The 16,780-nt window shown below is 65.1% G+C and carries 16 protein-coding genes and 2 tRNA genes; 11 read left to right on the top strand and 7 right to left on the bottom strand.

Annotation, left to right across the window (positions count from 1 at the left end; all coding sequences use genetic code 11):
- Nucleotides 1–57 precede the first annotated feature (57 nt).
- The 4 genes from M2333_RS08460 to nadC all read left to right on the top strand — a co-directional run bounded on the left by M2333_RS08460 (nt 58) and on the right by nadC (nt 4,060).
- Nucleotides 58–822, top strand: a complete 765-nt coding sequence (locus M2333_RS08460; RefSeq protein ID WP_264611460.1) for a hypothetical protein — start codon at nt 58–60, stop codon at nt 820–822.
- Nucleotides 823–890: 68 nt separating this feature from the next.
- Complete coding sequence (gene nadA, locus M2333_RS08455) at nt 891–1,886, top strand: quinolinate synthase NadA (RefSeq protein ID WP_264612598.1); 996 nt, start codon at nt 891–893, stop codon at nt 1,884–1,886.
- A gap of 16 nt (nt 1,887–1,902) precedes the next feature.
- Nucleotides 1,903–3,216, top strand: coding sequence for a DUF2254 domain-containing protein (locus tag M2333_RS08450; protein WP_264611459.1), 1,314 nt, complete (start codon nt 1,903–1,905; stop codon nt 3,214–3,216).
- A complete protein-coding gene (gene nadC / locus M2333_RS08445) occupies nt 3,200–4,060 on the top strand; it encodes a carboxylating nicotinate-nucleotide diphosphorylase (RefSeq protein ID WP_264611458.1) in 861 nt (286 codons plus the stop codon). Before M2333_RS08450 ends, nadC begins: the two co-directional genes overlap by 17 nt.
- A 33-nt stretch (nt 4,061–4,093) precedes the next feature.
- Here nadC and M2333_RS08440 read toward each other — a convergent pair whose 3' ends face one another.
- The 7 genes from M2333_RS08440 to aroA form a co-directional block, all read right to left on the bottom strand.
- The gene (locus M2333_RS08440; RefSeq protein ID WP_264611457.1) at nt 4,094–4,501 is read right to left on the bottom strand and encodes a DUF4112 domain-containing protein; all 408 of its coding nucleotides are present in this window, start codon (nt 4,499–4,501) and stop codon (nt 4,094–4,096) included.
- A gap of 78 nt (nt 4,502–4,579) precedes the next feature.
- Entirely contained in the window at nt 4,580–6,070 is a 1,491-nt protein-coding gene (locus tag M2333_RS08435) for an ABC transporter substrate-binding protein (protein ID WP_264611456.1), read from the bottom strand.
- Nucleotides 6,071–6,186: 116 nt separating this feature from the next.
- Nucleotides 6,187–6,273, bottom strand: a tRNA-Leu gene (locus M2333_RS08430).
- A 165-nt stretch (nt 6,274–6,438) separates the two neighbouring features.
- A complete protein-coding gene (locus M2333_RS08425; protein WP_181559138.1) occupies nt 6,439–6,723 on the bottom strand; it encodes an integration host factor subunit beta in 285 nt (94 codons plus the stop codon).
- A gap of 212 nt (nt 6,724–6,935) precedes the next feature.
- Complete coding sequence (gene rpsA / locus M2333_RS08420) at nt 6,936–8,636, bottom strand: 30S ribosomal protein S1 (protein ID WP_181559139.1); 1,701 nt, start codon at nt 8,634–8,636, stop codon at nt 6,936–6,938.
- Between the two features lie 176 nt (nt 8,637–8,812).
- A complete protein-coding gene (locus tag M2333_RS08415; RefSeq protein ID WP_264569813.1) occupies nt 8,813–9,442 on the bottom strand; it encodes a (d)CMP kinase in 630 nt (209 codons plus the stop codon).
- The gene (gene aroA / locus M2333_RS08410) at nt 9,439–10,779 is read right to left on the bottom strand and encodes a 3-phosphoshikimate 1-carboxyvinyltransferase (RefSeq protein ID WP_264611455.1); all 1,341 of its coding nucleotides are present in this window, start codon (nt 10,777–10,779) and stop codon (nt 9,439–9,441) included. Before aroA ends, M2333_RS08415 begins: the two co-directional genes overlap by 4 nt.
- Before the next feature lie 172 nt (nt 10,780–10,951).
- Here aroA and M2333_RS08405 point away from each other — a divergent pair, with 172 nt between their 5' ends.
- The 7 genes from M2333_RS08405 (at nt 10,952) to M2333_RS08375 (ending at nt 16,730) form a co-directional block, all read left to right on the top strand.
- Nucleotides 10,952–11,281, top strand: coding sequence for a TIGR02300 family protein (locus M2333_RS08405; RefSeq protein ID WP_181559142.1), 330 nt, complete (start codon nt 10,952–10,954; stop codon nt 11,279–11,281).
- A 110-nt stretch (nt 11,282–11,391) separates the two neighbouring features.
- Nucleotides 11,392–11,467: transfer RNA gene (locus M2333_RS08400), tRNA-Ala, on the top strand.
- Nucleotides 11,468–11,781: 314 nt separating this feature from the next.
- Nucleotides 11,782–12,984, top strand: coding sequence for an aromatic ring-hydroxylating oxygenase subunit alpha (locus M2333_RS08395; protein WP_264579371.1), 1,203 nt, complete (start codon nt 11,782–11,784; stop codon nt 12,982–12,984).
- A gap of 141 nt (nt 12,985–13,125) precedes the next feature.
- Nucleotides 13,126–13,614 (top strand): VOC family protein, encoded by a 489-nt coding sequence (locus M2333_RS08390; RefSeq protein WP_264612597.1) that lies wholly within the window; start codon nt 13,126–13,128, stop codon nt 13,612–13,614.
- Nucleotides 13,615–13,815: 201 nt separating this feature from the next.
- A complete protein-coding gene (ygiD, locus tag M2333_RS08385) occupies nt 13,816–14,598 on the top strand; it encodes a 4,5-DOPA dioxygenase extradiol (RefSeq protein ID WP_264569825.1) in 783 nt (260 codons plus the stop codon).
- A 40-nt stretch (nt 14,599–14,638) separates the two neighbouring features.
- Nucleotides 14,639–15,730, top strand: coding sequence for an acetamidase/formamidase family protein (locus M2333_RS08380; protein ID WP_413716484.1), 1,092 nt, complete (start codon nt 14,639–14,641; stop codon nt 15,728–15,730).
- On the top strand, nt 15,711–16,730 hold the full coding sequence (locus M2333_RS08375; protein ID WP_264611453.1) for a helix-turn-helix domain-containing protein: 1,020 nt from the start codon (nt 15,711–15,713) through the stop codon (nt 16,728–16,730). The genes M2333_RS08380 and M2333_RS08375 overlap by 20 nt, the downstream gene beginning before the upstream one ends.
- Nucleotides 16,731–16,780 lie beyond the last annotated feature (50 nt).

Raw genomic sequence — 16,780 nt, 5'->3', positions numbered from 1 at the left:
GGAAGGCGCGAACAGGATCAGCTTCCCCGCCGTCCAGGCAACGGTGGGGGGACCGTCATGGCAACACTTGCTTCAGGCATCAGATCCGAGATCGAGCGCGAGCGCAGCTTCTTCCTCAAATTGGCGCTGGCGATGGCCTTTGTCATTGTGGCGGGCTTCTCGTTCAACGTCGTCGCCGGCCGCTCGACCTTCGCCGCGCCGCTGCTGCTTCATGTCCACGCACTGGTTTTCTTCGGCTGGCTGGTTCTTTTCGTCGCCCAATCTTTTCTGGCGGCTAGCGGCTCGGTGCGCCTGCACCGGCGACTTGGTGTGCTCGCGCTGCTCTGGGTGCCGGTCATGGTCGTGCTGGGTCTGGCAGTGACGCGTCATTCGGTGCGCGCAATCGGCGGGCCTCCTTTCTTCGATACTAATGAATTTCTCTTCGGCAACAGCATCGGCCTGCTGGCTTTCGCGCTCACCGTCGGGGCGGCGCTCGTCCTGCGCGCCCGTCCCGACTGGCACCGGCGGCTGATGTGCGGCGCCATGGCCGGGCTGACCGGCCCCGGCTTCGGGCGGCTGCTGCCGATGCCGTTCCTCATCCCCTGGGGCTGGTGGGTCGCGGCTGTCGTGGCGCCCATGATGTTTATCCTGGCCGGCATGGTGTGGGACTGGCGGCGCAAAGGACGGGTCCACGCAGCATGGCTGTGGGGAGCGGGCATCCTGATTGGCAGTCAGCTCATGGCCGATGCCATCGCCTACAGCCCGATGGGGCTTGCCATCACGCGCGATATAGTCGCCGGCACCCCCGGCGCGATGCGCGATATGCGGGCCTTCTTCCCCTGAGCGCGGTTAGAGGTTGATCGACGGGCGCTTCGTGGCCATCTCCCCCGCATGACAAAGGAGATTCGGTGATGGATGCACGCGGCGGGATCGGCGGGAGCCTTGCAGGGCTGGACCTGCTGGACGAGATCAACCGCCTGCGCAAGGAGCGCAACGCGGTCATCCTCGCCCATTATTACCAGAAGCCGCAGATCCAGGATCTCGCCGACTTCGTAGGCGACAGCCTGGAGCTATCCCGCAAGGCCGCCGAGACGGATGCGGACGTCATCGCATTTTGCGGCGTGCGCTTCATGGCCGAGACGGCGAAGATCCTCAGCCCCGAGAAGATCGTGATCCTGCCGGACATGGACGCAGGCTGTAGCCTGGAAGACAGTTGCCCGCCCGCCCAGTTCAAGGCTTTCCGCGAGGCGCATCCCGATCATACCGCGCTCAGCTACATCAACTGCTCGGCCGAGGTGAAGGCGCTCAGCGACATCATCGTGACCAGTTCGTCCGCCGAGAAAATCCTGAGCAAGCTCCCCAAGGACCAGAAGATCATCTTCGGGCCGGACAAGCATCTGGGCGGCTATCTTGCCCGCAAGCTGGGGCGTGAGATGCTGCTCTGGCCGGGCGTGTGCATCGTACATGAGAGCTTCAGCGAGACCGAGCTGCTCAAGCTCAAGGCTATGCACCCCGGCGCGCCGGTTGCGGCCCACCCCGAATGCCCGCCGGCTATCATCGATCATGCCGATTATGTCGGCTCGACCAGCGGCATCCTGCAATATGCCAAGGACATGCCGGGCGACACGCTGATCGTCGCGACCGAGCCGCACATCATCCACCAGATGGAAAAGGCGATCCCCGAAAAGAGCTTCGTCGGCGCGCCGGGTGCGGACGGCAACTGCAACTGCAACGTCTGCCCCTATATGGCGCTCAACACGCTGGAAAAGCTCTACATCGCGCTCCGCGATCTCCAGCCGCGCATCGAGATGGACGAGAGCCTGCGGGTGGCCGCGAAGAAGAGCCTCGATCGCATGCTGGATCTTGCCAGCGATACGGTCGGGCAGGGCGACGTGGGAGCACGGTGAGCGGGGAGCCGCCCCGGTGATCGTCCGCCTGCGCTCGCTCTGGCTGAACGTTAACGCGAGCTATTGGTTCTATCCGGCGCTGTTCACGATGCTCGCCCTCGCGCTGGCGATCGTCACCATCGCCATCGCTCGCTCGGGGCAGGCCGCCCATCTCGTCAAGTTCGTGGATGCTGCGCGGCCGGAAGGGGCGCGCAACGTCCTCAACGTCATTGCCGGATCGATGATCGGCGTGGCGTCGACCGTTTTCTCGATCACCATAGCCGCCGTGGTCTATGCCTCGGGTAATTACGGCCCGCGCCTGCTCATCAATTTCATGGAAGATCGCGGCAACCAGCTCTCGCTGGCGACGTTCATCGGCACGTTCGTCTATGCCGTCATGGTGCTGCGGGTCGTCCGGGAGGCGGCGGAATCCAGTGTCGATGTGGGGTTCGTGCCGCAACTCTCGCTGGTCATCGCCACCGGCCTGATGCTGATTTCCATCGGCGTGCTGGTCTTCTTCCTCAATCATGTGCCCGCCAGCATCCGCATCAATTCCGTACTTGAGGAGATCGGAAGGCGCCTCACCAAGGAAGTGCGCCAGCGCTTTCCGAAAGAGGGCGACGAGGTGGAGATGATGGCGTTGTCCGACGGGCAGATCGTGCCGGCGACGGGCAGCGGCTATATCCAGATCGTCGATTTCTCGGGCCTGGCTGACGTTGCCCGCGAGCACAAATGCCGCGTGGTCATGCGCCTGCGTCCCGGCGATTTTGTGCATCCCGAGATTGGCTTGATGTCCGTCCACGGCTGCCATGTGGATGATGAGATGGCCGAGCAGTTGCGGGACTGTTTTTCCCTCGCTGGATTTCGGTCTCCGGCGCAGGACATCGAATTTTTGATCGACGAGCTGGTCGAGATCGGCTTGCGGGCCTTGTCGCCTGGCATCAACGATCCCTTCACGGCGGTGACGGCGATGCACTGGCTCGGCGCTTCGATGAGCGAACTTGCCCGGCGCGATCTGCGCAGCAGACCGGGAGAGGAAGAAGAAGACTGGCAGCGTGTCATTCCGCTCAATGACGATTTCGACCATTTCCTGCGACGCGGGTTCGGCTCCCTGCGCTCGGCTGCCGCGACCAGCCCTATTGCCGCGGCGCAGTTTCTCGATTGTCTGCTGGGCATTTCCGCAGGCCTCGCCTCGCAGCCCCGACGGGAGGCGCTGCGGCTGGAAGGCGAGCGGTTGATGGCGCAGGCGCGGATCGCGCTGGCCGGTCCCTCCCTCGCCGAGCTTGAGGAACGCTCTTGCGCTTTCGAGGCGGCGATGAAAAAGCGAGCGCATCATGCCCTTCACACTTGACCGCTTCGACCTCGACGCCTTCGTCGCCGCCACCCTCGCCGAGGACCTGGATGGTCCTGTAAACGGGGGCGGGCGGGATGTGACGTCGCAGAGCGTCATCCCCGCAGACGCGGTGTTCAGCGGTGTCATGGACAGTCGTGACGCGGTGACGGTTGCGGGCCTGCCGTTGGCCGAAGCCTTCTTCCGTGCGCTCGATCCCGATGTCGAGATCACGCTGCTCGTCGCGGATGGTGATCAGGTGCCTGCCGGCACAGACCTGATGCGCCTGAGGGGCCGCGCACGCGCGATGCTCACGGCTGAGCGGTCGGCGCTCAACACCGTCCAGCACTTGACCGGCATCGCCACGATGACGCGGGCTTATGTGGACCGCATCGCCGGCACCGGAGCGACGCTGCTCGATACGCGCAAGACGATCCCCGGCCTGCGCGTGCTGGAGAAATACGCGACGCGCATGGGTGGCGCGAAAAACCACCGCATGGGCCTGTGGGATGCGGCGATGATCAAAGACAATCATGTGGCCGTCGCCGGTTCGGTGGAAGAGGCCGTCCGTCGCGCGGTTGCCGCCGGGATTGCCGAGGTAATCGTGGAGGTCGACCGGATCGACCAGATCGAGCCGGCTATCGCGGCCGGGGCGACGCATCTGCTGCTGGATAACATGTCGCCGGGCGTTCTGCGCGGCGCTGTCACGCTGGTTGGAAAGCGCGTGCCCACGGAGGCCTCTGGCGGGGTTACGCTGGAGACCATCCGCGCCATCGCCAGCACGGGCGTCGATTATGTCAGTGTCGGGCGATTGACGCAGTCGGCGCCAGCGGCGGATATCGGTCTCGATTTCAGCAACATTTAGGCTCACGGCGCCGAGGAACAGCGCCTGCTTATTTTAGCCTTCTATAATCGCTGTCTGGGGATGGTGCTTGTCGAGATGCTTGCGGATGATCCGCAGGTTGCGCATGTTCGAGCGGAACATGACGTCGAAGGCATCGCCGACCAGCGGAACCGCGCCGATTGCGGTGTCGAAGGCGACATTGCCGCTCATCCGCAGCAACTGCCAGCGCGGCATCCCGAGATTGCGGGCCTCCCAAACGATCCATGCGCCCATGGCCGCTGCGAGAAGATCGCCGACGATGGGAATGATGCCGAGCATGGCGTCTAGCCCGATGCGGATGCGCGTTCCGGGGACGACCATCGCATTTTCGAGCACCTGCTCCATCATCTCGATGCGCCGCCGCACCGCATGAGGATCGCGGCCAAGCCGCGAACCGGCGAGGCTCTCAAACTGTCTCGCCATCTCTTCAGCGGCGTTATGCGGTCTCGCCCGGGCCATTCACGTTCCTTTGCAGGCTGCCTTGCTGGCAGCGCGAAGAATTTAGTTGGGGACGGTGATCAGCGCATTCAATGGATGAACTCCGCGCGAGGACGGTTTGAAGTTGGTGAGCCGCTGCCCGACGAGCGACCAGCGGATGGGACGACCGAGCGGAATGAACCCGCTGAACGCCACCGTCGCTTCCTCGGCTTCTGCCAGCAACTGGGCGCGCTCCTCGTCATTCTGGCTCTTGCGGGCCTCGGCGAGGCGGCTGGCCACGCGCGGATCGCACAGGAGCCCGGCCGAACAATCGAGGCGGGCGAGATACCAGAACGCACTATCAAAGGGCGCGACCTCGTCAATCAGCCGCAGATCGGCGGGTTGATCGATGGCCACGCGATCGAGTTGCAATCCGGCCTGTCCAAAGTCCTGAACCAGGCGCAGGAACAGCACGGAGGCGCCTGATCCGTCCGGCAAGGCGATCCGTAGAACCGGCGGATCGCCCTTGTCCGCCCGCCAGCGGTCGATGATCCGCCGGGCGGATTCGACGCGCTCCTCGCGCGAGCGGCCGGACCAGGCCGGTGCACTCGGCAGGCGGTTCAGTTCATAAGAGGCCGGGAGCGGGTAGGTGGCGGTCCGCCAGCCCGGCAGGCCCAGAACCTCGGCGAGCTTGTCCCGGTCGACAAGGCGGGCGAGCGCGTCGCGCACCGGTGCGTCTGCCAAGAAGGACGAGGTGCTCGTAAAGGCGAGGCCGAACAGGCCCTCGACCGGGTCGACCTGCGCGTCAGCCATGTTGAGGCCGGCCGCGGCAATCAGGGGGAGGTGCTGGAAGCGCCCGCCCAGCACGAGATCGGTATGGCGGGCACGGAAGCGAACGAGAGCCAGCGACGCGCGCTCGGCGCGCACTTCCCGCCGCTCGACCGGAGGCGCGGCTTCGCTCTCGGGCTCGCCCTCGGTGGGCTCCTCGCTGGCGGCAGTCGCGGGCGCCAGCACGACCGGTCCACCCTTGGCCGCCGGCTCGCGGCGATAGGGGCCGGTGCCGTCGCCCGAGCGGGTCATTACCGCAAGGTCCGGCTGGGCGAGCAATTGCAGGAAGGCGGGGAGGCTCATGTCGAGCCTTATTTCGATGACCCGGTCGGTCATGGCGCGGACATCGGGGGTAAGGCCCGCCAGCAGCAGCGGATTGGCGCGCATCCGCTCGCGCAGCAGCCGGGCGACCTCATCGGCATGGACCGGCTTGCCGTCCGCCCAGTGCAGCCGCTTCAGGCGGAAGATGTAGCTCTGGCCGCCATCCTCGACGATCCAGCTTTCCGCCAGCGCGCCGACAATGTCGCCGCGCGCGTCGAAGCTGAGCAGCCCTTGCGCAGTCGAGGCGAGGATCAGCCGGGCTGCCGGTGCATTGCCGTGGCGCAGCGGCTGGGCGAGCGCTTCGCTCTGGCCGATCACGTCCACCCGAACGGTGCGGTTATCGCGCGGGCTGTTGCATCCCGCCGTGGCGAGCACGGCCAATGCCAGCAGGGGGCGGACCCAGGTTCGCGCGGGGCGGGTGCCCATCGCCTTTCACTCCCTGTTCTGACAAGAATCCATGGACGTTACAGGGAGGCCGTAGCCTGCCGACGCGATTCGTCCAACCATGGCTGCGCTTGAAAGGGGCGACATCGCATTCGCTATGGTGCGGACGGCGGGACTTGAACCCGCACTCTCAGATGAGAAGCAGATTTTAAGTCTGCTGCGTCTACCGATTTCGCCACGTCCGCAAGCACGTGGGGATGCGCGAACGCCCATGCCACGCACGGCAGGACGGTTCCAGCCCTTATCAAGCGCCGGGTGAACGACATGCTGTGCGCAGAACGACCGCAACCTGGCCGATGCGCTGCCGCATGGCCGGGCTGCCGGATCGTCAAAGGCTCAGGTGATGGTGCTCAGTCGCCGGCATTCAGGCGAATGCGCATTTCCTTGCCGGGCTTGAAGTGCGGCACGCGCTTGGGCGGCACCACCACCGAATCGCCGGTGCGGGGATTGCGACCCGTGCGGCCGTCCCGTGCGCGGGTGGTGAAGGCGCCGAATCCACGCAGTTCTACCCGCCCCCCTTCGGCCAGGCGCGCGGTGATCGAGTCGAAAACGATATCCACGATGCGGTCGACTTCCTGCCCGCTGAGGTCAGGATGAAGAAGCGCAAGCTTTTGAACGAGCTGAGAACGAATCATCTCTGCTACTTTCCGAAAAGGCCGAAGCCGTCCCCCATAATCCGGAAGTGCCCCGAGTCCCCCTTCGTTGCGTTTTCCGTGACTCGCGCGATGCGCCAACATCGGCGAGCAATCAAGAAAATTCCCGCAGAACCCCGGAAACGGAGCGGGCCGGCCGATTGCTCGACCGGCCCACTGCCGCAATTATTAGAGGGTGGGCAAAGCCCCGGCGATCAGTTCTTCGCCTTGAGCGCCTCACCCAGAATGTCGCCCAGCGACGCGCCGCTGTCGGACGAACCGTACTGCGCGACAGCCTGCTTCTCTTCGGCGATCTGGAGCGCCTTGACCGAGAAGTTCGGCTTCTTGGAGCGGTCGAAACCGATCACCAGTGCGTCGAACTTCTGGCCGACCTGGAAGCGCTCGGGGCGCTGCTCGTCGCGGTCGCGGCCAAGGTCGCTGCGCTTGATGAAGCCGGTGACGCCGTCGTCGCCAGCCTGAACCTCCAGGCCGCCGTCGCGGACTTCCAGAACGGTTACGGTCACGGTCTCGTTCTTGTTGAGGCCGGTGCCACGCACCGCGCCAGCTGCCGGCGCACCCTTTTCGAGCTGCTTCATGCCGAGGCTGATGCGTTCCTTCTCGACGTCCACGTCAAGCACGATGGCCTGAACGGTCTCGCCCTTGCGATGCAGGTTGAGCGCGTCCTCGCCGGAGATGCCCCACGCGATGTCGGACATGTGGACCATGCCGTCCACGTCGCCGTCCAGGCCGATGAACAGGCCGAACTCGGTGGCGTTCTTGACTTCGCCCTCGACCTGGCTGCCGACCGGGTGACGCTCGGCAAAGCTCTCCCAGGGGTTGGACTGGGCCTGCTTGAGGCCAAGGCTGATGCGACGCTTCTCGGCATCGACCTCGAGCACCAGAACTTCCACTTCCTGGCTCGTCGAAACGATCTTGCCGGGGTGGACGTTCTTCTTGGTCCAGGACATTTCCGAAACGTGGACCAGGCCCTCGATGCCGGGCTCCAGCTCGACGAACGCACCATATTCGGTGATGTTCGTGACGCGGCCGGAGAGCTTGGCGCCGATCGGGTACTTGGCCGATGCGCCTTCCCACGGATCGCTCTCGAGCTGCTTCATGCCGAGGCTGATGCGCTGCGTGTCGCGGTTGATGCGGATGATCTGCACCTTCACCGTGTCGCCGATGTTGATCATCTCGCTCGGGTGGTTGATCCGCTTGTAGCTCAGGTCCGTGACGTGCAGCAGGCCGTCAATGCCGCCCAGATCAACGAACGCGCCGTAATCGGTGATGTTCTTGACCACGCCCTCGATGATCTGACCTTCGCTCAGCGTCTGGATGAGGCCGCTGCGCTGTTCGGCGCGGGTCTCTTCCAGGATGGCGCGACGCGACACGACGATGTTGCCACGACGACGATCCATCTTGAGGATCTGGAAGGGCTGCGGAATGTCCATGAGCGGGGTGACGTCGCGCACGGGGCGGATGTCGACCTGGCTGCCGGGCAAGAAGGCCACGGCGCCGTCGAGATCGACCGTGAAGCCGCCCTTGACGCGGCCGAAGATAACACCCTCAACGCGGGCGCTCTCGGCGAATTCGGATTCCAGCTTGTCCCATGCGGCTTCGCGGCGGGCGCGGTCGCGCGAGAGCATGGCCTCGCCATTGCTGTTCTCGACGCGGTCGACATAGACCTCGACTTCGTCGCCAACCTTCAGATCGGCCTTCTGGCCGGGCATGGCGAACTCGCGCAGCGGAACGCGGCCTTCGCTCTTGAGGCCCACGTCGATGACGGCGAGGTCGTTTTCGATGCCGGTGACGGTGCCCTTGACCACGCGGCCTTCGAAGCCGCCGTCTGCACCACCAAGAGATTCATTGAGAAGCGCGGCAAAATCATCGCGCGTCGGGTTTGCCTGAGAGGCCATGTAAGAGTTCCTTCAAGTCGTTGCTGGCCAACCGGTTGTCTCCGGTGGTCTTTGGCCAAACTGCCCGAACGACCTCATGCCGGCCGGGCATTCACCAGGCGGCGCGAAGGCGATCACTCGTGCTTCGGGAAAAGCAAAAGGGCGCCTCGCAACGCGAAGCGCCTCATCCAAGCCGTCTAATGGCGACTCTTCAGGCGAGCGTCCACCAGCGCGATCGCATGCTGAACGGCGGCGTCTATACTCAAATTGCTGGTATCCAGCAAGTCCGCATCTTGGGCCTGCTTCAGGGGCGCATCGGCGCGCTGCATGTCCCGCGCGTCACGCTCGGCGAGGTCGGCGGAGAGAGCCTCCAGCGCGACGGGATGGCCATGGGCGGTGAGCTCCGCATGGCGGCGCTGCGCGCGCACCGCAAGGCTGGCGGTGACGAACAATTTGGCGTCGGCATCCGGCGCGATCACCGTGCCGATATCGCGCCCGTCGAGCACCGCGCCGCCCGGCTGTGCCGCGAAGGCGCGCTGGCGCTCCAGCAGCGCCGCGCGCACCTGCGGGTGACGCGAGACGCGGCTGGCAAGGGGGCCGGCTTCCTCCGACCGCAGTGCCGGATCGGCAAGCAGGCTATCCGGAAAAGCACAGGCTGCTGCGGCATCGGCCGGATTGTCGGCATCGCCGCCCTGCCGCGCGACTGTCACGCCGACGGCGCGATACAGCAAGCCCGTGTCGAGATGGGGCAGGCCGTAATGCCGCGCCAGCGCCCGCGCGATTGTGCCTTTGCCGGAGGCAGCGGGACCATCGACGGCAATGATCATGCCGCGCCCTTGAGCGTGGCCAGCATGTCGGTGAAGCCGGGAAAGCTCGTCGCGACCGGGCTCATATCGTCGATGATGAGGCCGCCGCGCGTGTGATGACCGGCGACCGCGAAGCTCATCGCGATGCGGTGATCGAGATCGGCACCGATCGTCGGCGGTTCATTGCCGCCGTCCAGCGGCTCACCACCGCGCCCGTGGATGATGAGGCCGTCGGGTGTCTCCTCTACCGACACGCCGAGGCGGGCGAGGCCCTGCGCCATCAGGGCGAGTCGGTCCGATTCCTTTACGCGTAGCTCGTCCAGCCCGGTGGTGCGGGTGGTGCCCTGTGCGCAGGCCGCCGCGACGAAGAAGATCGGAAATTCATCGATCATGCTCGGCGCGACGTCGGGCGGCACGTCAATGCCTGTGAGCGTGCTGTGCCGCGCGACGATATCCGCGACCGGCTCGCCACCGACTTCCCGCTGGTTGGTCAGCGTAAGGTCAGCGCCCATCGCCTGCAGCATGGCAAACAGCCCGGTGCGGGTGGGGTTCATGCCGACATTGGTGACGGTGATGTCCGACCCCGGCGTGATCAGCGCTGCGACCACGGGGAAGGCGGCCGAGGAGGGGTCGCCCGGCACCACCAGCGTCTGTGGCTTGAGCTCGGCCTCACCGGTCAGCGAGATGATCCGCGTACCATCGGCCTCGGTTTCCACGGTGAGGTCCACGCCGAAGCCGCGCAGCATCCGCTCGCTATGGTCGCGCGTGGGCACCGGCTCAATGACGCGGGTGATGCCCGGCGTGTTGAGGCCGGCGAGCAGCACCGCCGATTTGACCTGCGCCGAGGCGACCGGCAGCCGGTATTCGATCGGCACTGCCGGCGCGATGCCGCGCATGGTCAGCGGCAGGCGACCGCCCGGCGAGGTCATGAACTCGGCGCCCATCAGCCCGAGCGGTGTGGTGACGCGGCCCATCGGGCGCTTGCTCAGCGAGGCATCGCCCACGAAGGTCGCAGTGACATCATGGCTCGCCAGCAGGCCCATCAGCAGGCGCGTCGAGGTGCCGCTATTGCCCATGTCGAGCGCGGTTGCGGGCTGCGTCAGGCTGCCGACGCCGACGCCATGAATGCGCCACACGCCATCCTCGTCGCGCGTGATCTGCGCGCCGAGCGCGCGCATCGCCGCCGCCGTCGCCAGCACGTCCTCGCCCTCCAGCAGGCCGGAGACGCGGCTTTCGCCCACCGCCAGCGCGGACAACATTAGGGATCGGTGGGAAATGCTCTTGTCACCGGGCACGGTCACCGTGCCACGCAGCGGAGCGCCAGGCTCGAAGAGCATGTTGCGCGCAATGTCAGTCATGAAAATCAGGTCCGAAAAATGGCCGTCGCTGCGCGGAGCAGGAGGGCGGGCAATAAAAATGGCGAACTGCTTTTGACAGTGCCCGCCCGCTATGGCAAGGCGCCCCACACTTCGCGGCAGGCCTGCCTGTCCGCGCACTTGGCTATTACTCTCTGGAAGGATGAGGCGGCACATGGTGAAGCCTGAATGGGGATCGAAGCGGACCTGCCCCAAATGCGCAACGCGCTTCTATGATCTGGGCAAGGACGAGCCCGTGACATGCATCGAATGCGGCAATGTCTGGACGCCCGAGCCCGTGCTCAAGTCCAAGCAGCCGCTGCCCTTCGAGGAAGCGCCGCAGAAGGTCGCGGCCGGTGCGGATACGGAAAGCACGGCGGACGATGATCTGGACATCGACATCGACGTCGATGAGGCCGAAGGCTCGCCCGACAACGACGTCGATCTCGGCGGCGATGACGATCTCGGCGTCGATGCCGGCGACGATAACGACGAAGAAAACTGAGCGCGCAGGAAAGATTGCGCGCCATAAAAAATGGACTTGCAGCGAGGCAGAGCCTGACCTAAAGGCAGCGCCTCGCCGCGACGGACCCACCCGTCGCCGCTGCAATGATCGGGGCCGTAGCTCAGCTGGGAGAGCGCTACACTGGCAGTGTAGAGGTCAGGGGTTCGATCCCCCTCGGCTCCACCATTTCCCTTAATCGCAAATTTGTTGAACGCTTCAGAGCGTGCCCCGTCGTGAATGCGCGGCGTCGGGCCAGCGCCGCGTCCGGAATGCACCCCAACCTCTCTTATTGACGGCGCCGGCCAACCCGCGCAGCTTCGCGCCACCCGGTCCACCCTGCCTCTCTCGACAAAAAGTTGGTCGCCCGGCGCAAAGCCAGTGGGGGCGGCGCTTGGTACACATCTTCTCAGCCTGGGGTGCTTCGCGCTGCATGGCGGTTCTGGCCGAGGGTCGGGACTGGACGCGCGGCGCGGCATGGACGCCAATTGCGAGGATGTGACATGACTCTTCTGACCGACAAGTTCTTCGACAGCTTCGCCTCCTCGGTGAAGCCCACGGAAGAGGCGGAGACGCTGCCGCCGGAGATCTACACGAGTCAGGAGTTCTACGAGTTCGAGAAGGACGCGCTGTTTTATCGCGAATGGCTCTGCGTGGGGCGGGACGAGTGGATCGCGGAAGTCGGGGATTTCTTCACGACCAGCCACGCCAATGAGCCGATCATCATTTCGCGCGGGCGGGACGGGGATATCAAGGCGATGTCCGCCGTGTGCCAGCACCGCGCCATGCTGGTGGCGGAAGGCAAGGGCAATACGCGCGGTTTCACCTGCCCCTATCACCACTGGTCCTATGATCTGGACGGCAAGCTGGTCGGCGCGCCGGCGATGGGCCGCACCTGCAATTTCGATAAGGCGCAGTATAATCTGCCCAAACTCAAGGTGGAGCTGTGGCACGGCTTCATCTTCGTCAATTTCGATTCCGAAGCGGAATCGCTGGCCTCGCGCATGGGACCGATCGAGCCGGTGGTGGCGAATTACGAGTTTGCCAGCCTGCGCGGCCCCGAGCCGCTGTCGCATGAATATCCGTGGAACTGGAAGGTCCAGTTCGAGAATAACAATGATGGCTATCATGCCAGCCGGCTTCACCAGGGGCTGCACGATTTCGTGCCGAGTTCGCTGGCAAGCTTCCCCGAGGTGCCGCGTGAGACGGCGGGCTATTATCGCCTCAACGGCTCCACGCACCCCAATGCGAGCTTCAACCCCACCGAGAAGGCGCTGCTGCCGGTCTTTCCCAAGCTGACCGAGGAAGAGCAGAGCCGGCTGCTGTTCGTGAACCTGCCGCCGACGCTGTCGCTGGTCGTGCTCAACGATGTGGTGATCTACCTCATCATGGATGCGCGTTCGCCGACCACGCACGGGCTGACCTTCGGCAGCCTCTATCATCCCAGCGCCTTCGAGGACCCGGAGTTCGAGGAAAAGCGCCGGATCAATGACGAGCACACGGCGGATATCGTCGCGCAGGATCTGCACGTCGATCTGCTGGTGCAGCAGGGGCTCTCGTCCCGCTTCGCCCCGCGCGGGCGCTACAGCTGGCAGGAAGATGCGCAGCGCCAGCTCAATGTGTGGCTGGTCGACCGCTACCAGCAGGAGTGGGACCGTCGTCGCGGCCCCTCGGCGCCGGTCACGCGGTTGCACGCAACCTCCTGATCTCTCCGGCGGCGGGGCAGGGCCTCGCCGCGACGGGCTGAGGCCCGAAATCAAAACATTGTTCGCAGGAGACACAGCTTCGCGTCCGCCGCGCTGCCTAACTGGCGCGGCGGCCGAAAGGCTTGTGTCCAGTCAGAGGTGATGATGATCAATTCGCTTATTTTTTTCGATATTCCCGCCGACGATCCCAATGCTGCCGGTGAATTCTACGCGCAGGTGTTCGGCTGGGAGAATGATCCCCGCCCGATGGGCGTCTATCACCGCATGGTGCCGGGCGGCTTCTTCAAGAAGAAGGACGGGACGGACAGCGAGATCGGCAATCTCCACATGGGCATCGCCAAGGTCGACAATATGCGCCCGCATCCCGACCCGGCAGGCGTCGCGCCGCGCCATATCGCCAGCGATGGCCGCAAGCCGCGCATCTGGGTGTTGATCAGCGACGATGATTCGGCGGATCGAATCCTGGCGACGGCGCAGGAACTGGGCGCGACCCTGCTGTGGCGCGACCATTATTGGGCCGAGTTCAACGGCTATAACCACTGCTTCGTCGACCCCTGGGGCAATGAGATCCTGCTGTGGGGCAAGGCGGGCGAGAATCCGCAGATTCCCGAGACGTTCACCAAGGAATGAGGGGTGTGCGCGGCCCGCTTGGCGGGTTGGCGGAACAACATGTTGTGCGCCAATCTGCAAGACCGGGCCGCGACCCTTCCCATAGCCTCCAGTCATCCAATGCAACGGCCCGAGCGGCAAGCATGAGGCAAAAGCGACCATGAGCCTACAAGTTCAACCCTGTCTGTCCGCAACGCGCGCCTGCGCAACGGGAGCCGGACAATGAGCCGCCTGCCGCTGATCTTCTTCGGCCATGGCAGCCCCATGGTGGCGCTCGAGCAGAGCAGCACCACGCAGGCCTGGCAGGGCATCGCACAGAGCATCGGCAAGCCCAAGGCGATCCTGTGCATCTCGGCGCACTGGCTGACACGCGGCACGGCCGTGACGGCGATGGCGCAGCCCCGCACGATCCATGATTTCGGCGCCTTTCCGCAGGCCTTGTTCGACATGCAATATCCGGCGCCCGGTGATCCCGCCCTGGCGCGGCGCGTTGCCGAACTGCTCGATCCGGTGCCGGTCCATATGGATGCCAATTGGGGCCTGGATCATGGCACCTGGACGGTGCTCGTCCACGCCTATCCCGAGGCCGATATTCCGGTCGTGCAGCTGGGCATGGACGTGAATGCCACGCCCGAGCAGCACTGGAAGATCGGCCAGATGCTCCGCCCGCTGCGCGACGAGGGCGTGCTCATCATGGGCACCGGCAACATCGTCCACAATCTGCCGGCGATGGACTGGAACAACCCGGATGCCGAGCCCTATCCGTGGGCTGACCGGTTCAACAGCACGATGCTAGATGCCGTGGTCGCGGATCGGCCGCAGACCGTCATCGATTTCGCGGCGCTGGGCGACGATGCCCGCCTCTCGGTGCCGACGCCCGACCATTTCTGGCCGCTGCTCTATGTGCTGGGTGCGCGTCATCCGGGCGAGGAAGCGCAGCTGCACCCCAATTTCATCCATCACAAGTCGCTCGGCATGACGAGCATTCTCATCGGGGCTTCCTGAGCCTCCACAAACCCAACACTGACTGACGAGCAGGGGAATTATGGCGCTGATCTGCAATCATGGAATGCGACGGAGCGAAACGCAGCCCGGAGCGCTGCACTATTTGCGGGCGACGCCTGAAACCGTGCACTGGGGCTTCTTCTCACCAGAGCTGAAACCGGCGCTGACCGTCAAGAGCGGCGATCTCATCCAGGCGCAGGCGGTGACGCACCACGCTGGCGATGATCCCGAGCTGATGTTCGACGAGCACATCCAGCGCATCTTTACCGAGGTCGATCCCAGCACGCGCGCACCGGGCTGTCACATCATGACCGGGCCGATCTATGTCGAGGGCGCAGAGCCCGGCGACATGCTGGAAGTGCGCTATTTCCAGATGACGCCGCGCTTCAACTACGGCTCCAATCTGCAGGCGAACTGGGGGCATCTCTACAAGGAGTTTGGCGAGACCGAGCGCGTGACGATCTACGAGCTGGACCCGAACGCCAACACTGCCACCGCGCTTTACGCCTATGATGTCGAGGGGGTTTACACGACGCCTGGCCGCATCACCAACTGCCCGCATTGCGACCGGCAACCGGCGCTGCCCGGCGTGACAATCCCCGCCCGCCCGCATCTCGGCACCGCCGGCGTCGCGCCTGCGGTCGATGCGCCGGTCAGCACCATTCCGCCGGGCCTGCATGGCGGCAATATCGATAACTGGCGGATCGGCGCCAATGCCCGAATGTATTATCCGGTGCAGGTGAAGGGCGGGCTGTTCTCCATCGGCGATCCGCATGTCAGCCAGGGCGATGGCGAGATCAGCGGCACGGCCATCGAAGCCTCGCTCGACGTGCTGTTCCAGATCATCCTGCGCAAGGATTTCAAGTTCCCCTCGCCGCTGCTGGAGACGCCCAGTCACTGGATCGTCCATGGCTTTGGCGACGATCTCGATGCGGCGATGAAGAATGCCGCCATGGACATGATCGAGCTGCTCTCCGAGCATCAGGGCCTGTCGCGGACGGACGCCTATTCGCTGATGAGCGTCGGCGCCGACTTCGGTGTGACGCAGGTCGTCGATGGCACGCAGGGCATCCATGTGCGGATCGACCGTGGCATGTTCCCGAACAAGGGCAGTGTCCGCGATCCCCGCTGATCCGGCCCGGCCGGGGGAGGCAGTCTCCAGTCCGGACGCCTGGTCCTTCGACGTCGCGTCGCTGCCCGCGGCGGAGCGCGCCCCGGCCTGGGCCGCCGCCATGCAGCGCCTCCAAATGCCGTTTCCCAATACGGCAGAGGCAGGCGGGTCGGTGCTCGCCATCACCTCGCCGATGGGCTTCGAATTCGCGGTGGTGACGGGCGGCGCTCTCACCATTGCGGGTCGCACGCCGGGGGCCGCGCCCGGCCTGTGGCTGGGTCTGCTCATCGATGGCGAAGCCTCGCTGGAGACGCATGAAGGCGTGATGCCGCTCACCGGCGACTGCCTCATCTACGGCGCGACGGGCGTGGATGCTGCGTTGCGGTTCAAGACGCAGTTTCGCCAGTTCTTCGTGCGCATCCCCAGCGTTGCCATCAATGCGCGGATGCTGGCACCGCTGGCGCGCCGCATCGGCGTTATTCAGCCGGACAGTCTGGTGGCCCATGCGCTGCTGGCGCTGCTGCGCAGCGCCGCCGACTCGCTCTCGGAAGGCCGGGCGCGCGAATTCGCGCCGCTTGAGACGGCGCTCATCGAATTGCTCGTGCCAGTGATCGCCCATGCCGGCGGCGTGGAGGCCAAGGGTGGTGCCGCCGCGCACCGCGCTCGGCAGTTCGAGCGGATCTGCCGCACGATCGAAACCAATCTGACCGACGCGGACCTCTCGGTGCAGTCCGTTGCGCGCAGCGAGGGCGTATCTGTGCGCTATATCCAGCAGCTCTTTGCGCGCTCAGGGCAGACGGTGACCGGCTATGTGAAGGGGCGCCGCCTTGAGCGCGCGCGGGCCGATCTCGTCAATCCGCTTCATGCGCAATTGAGCATTTCCGAGATCGCCTTCCGCTGGGGTTTCAACCAGTCGGCGCATTTCAGCCGGGCCTATCGCGAGCGCTTCGAGGAGGCGCCCCGCCAGACCCGCGCCAATGCGCGGCAGGCGCTGCCGGACAATCGAGCTTTCGCGGGCTGACAAGACGTGTGTGCGCCGCTGGCGCATGATCGCGCAGCCCACATGCCAAG

Source organism: Sphingobium sp. B11D3B (genome assembly GCF_025961735.1).
In the GTDB taxonomy this organism is placed as follows: Bacteria; Pseudomonadota; Alphaproteobacteria; order Sphingomonadales; family Sphingomonadaceae; genus Sphingobium.
Note: the sequence above shows the minus strand (reverse complement) of the source record. Positions and strands in the feature narration are given on the sequence as shown.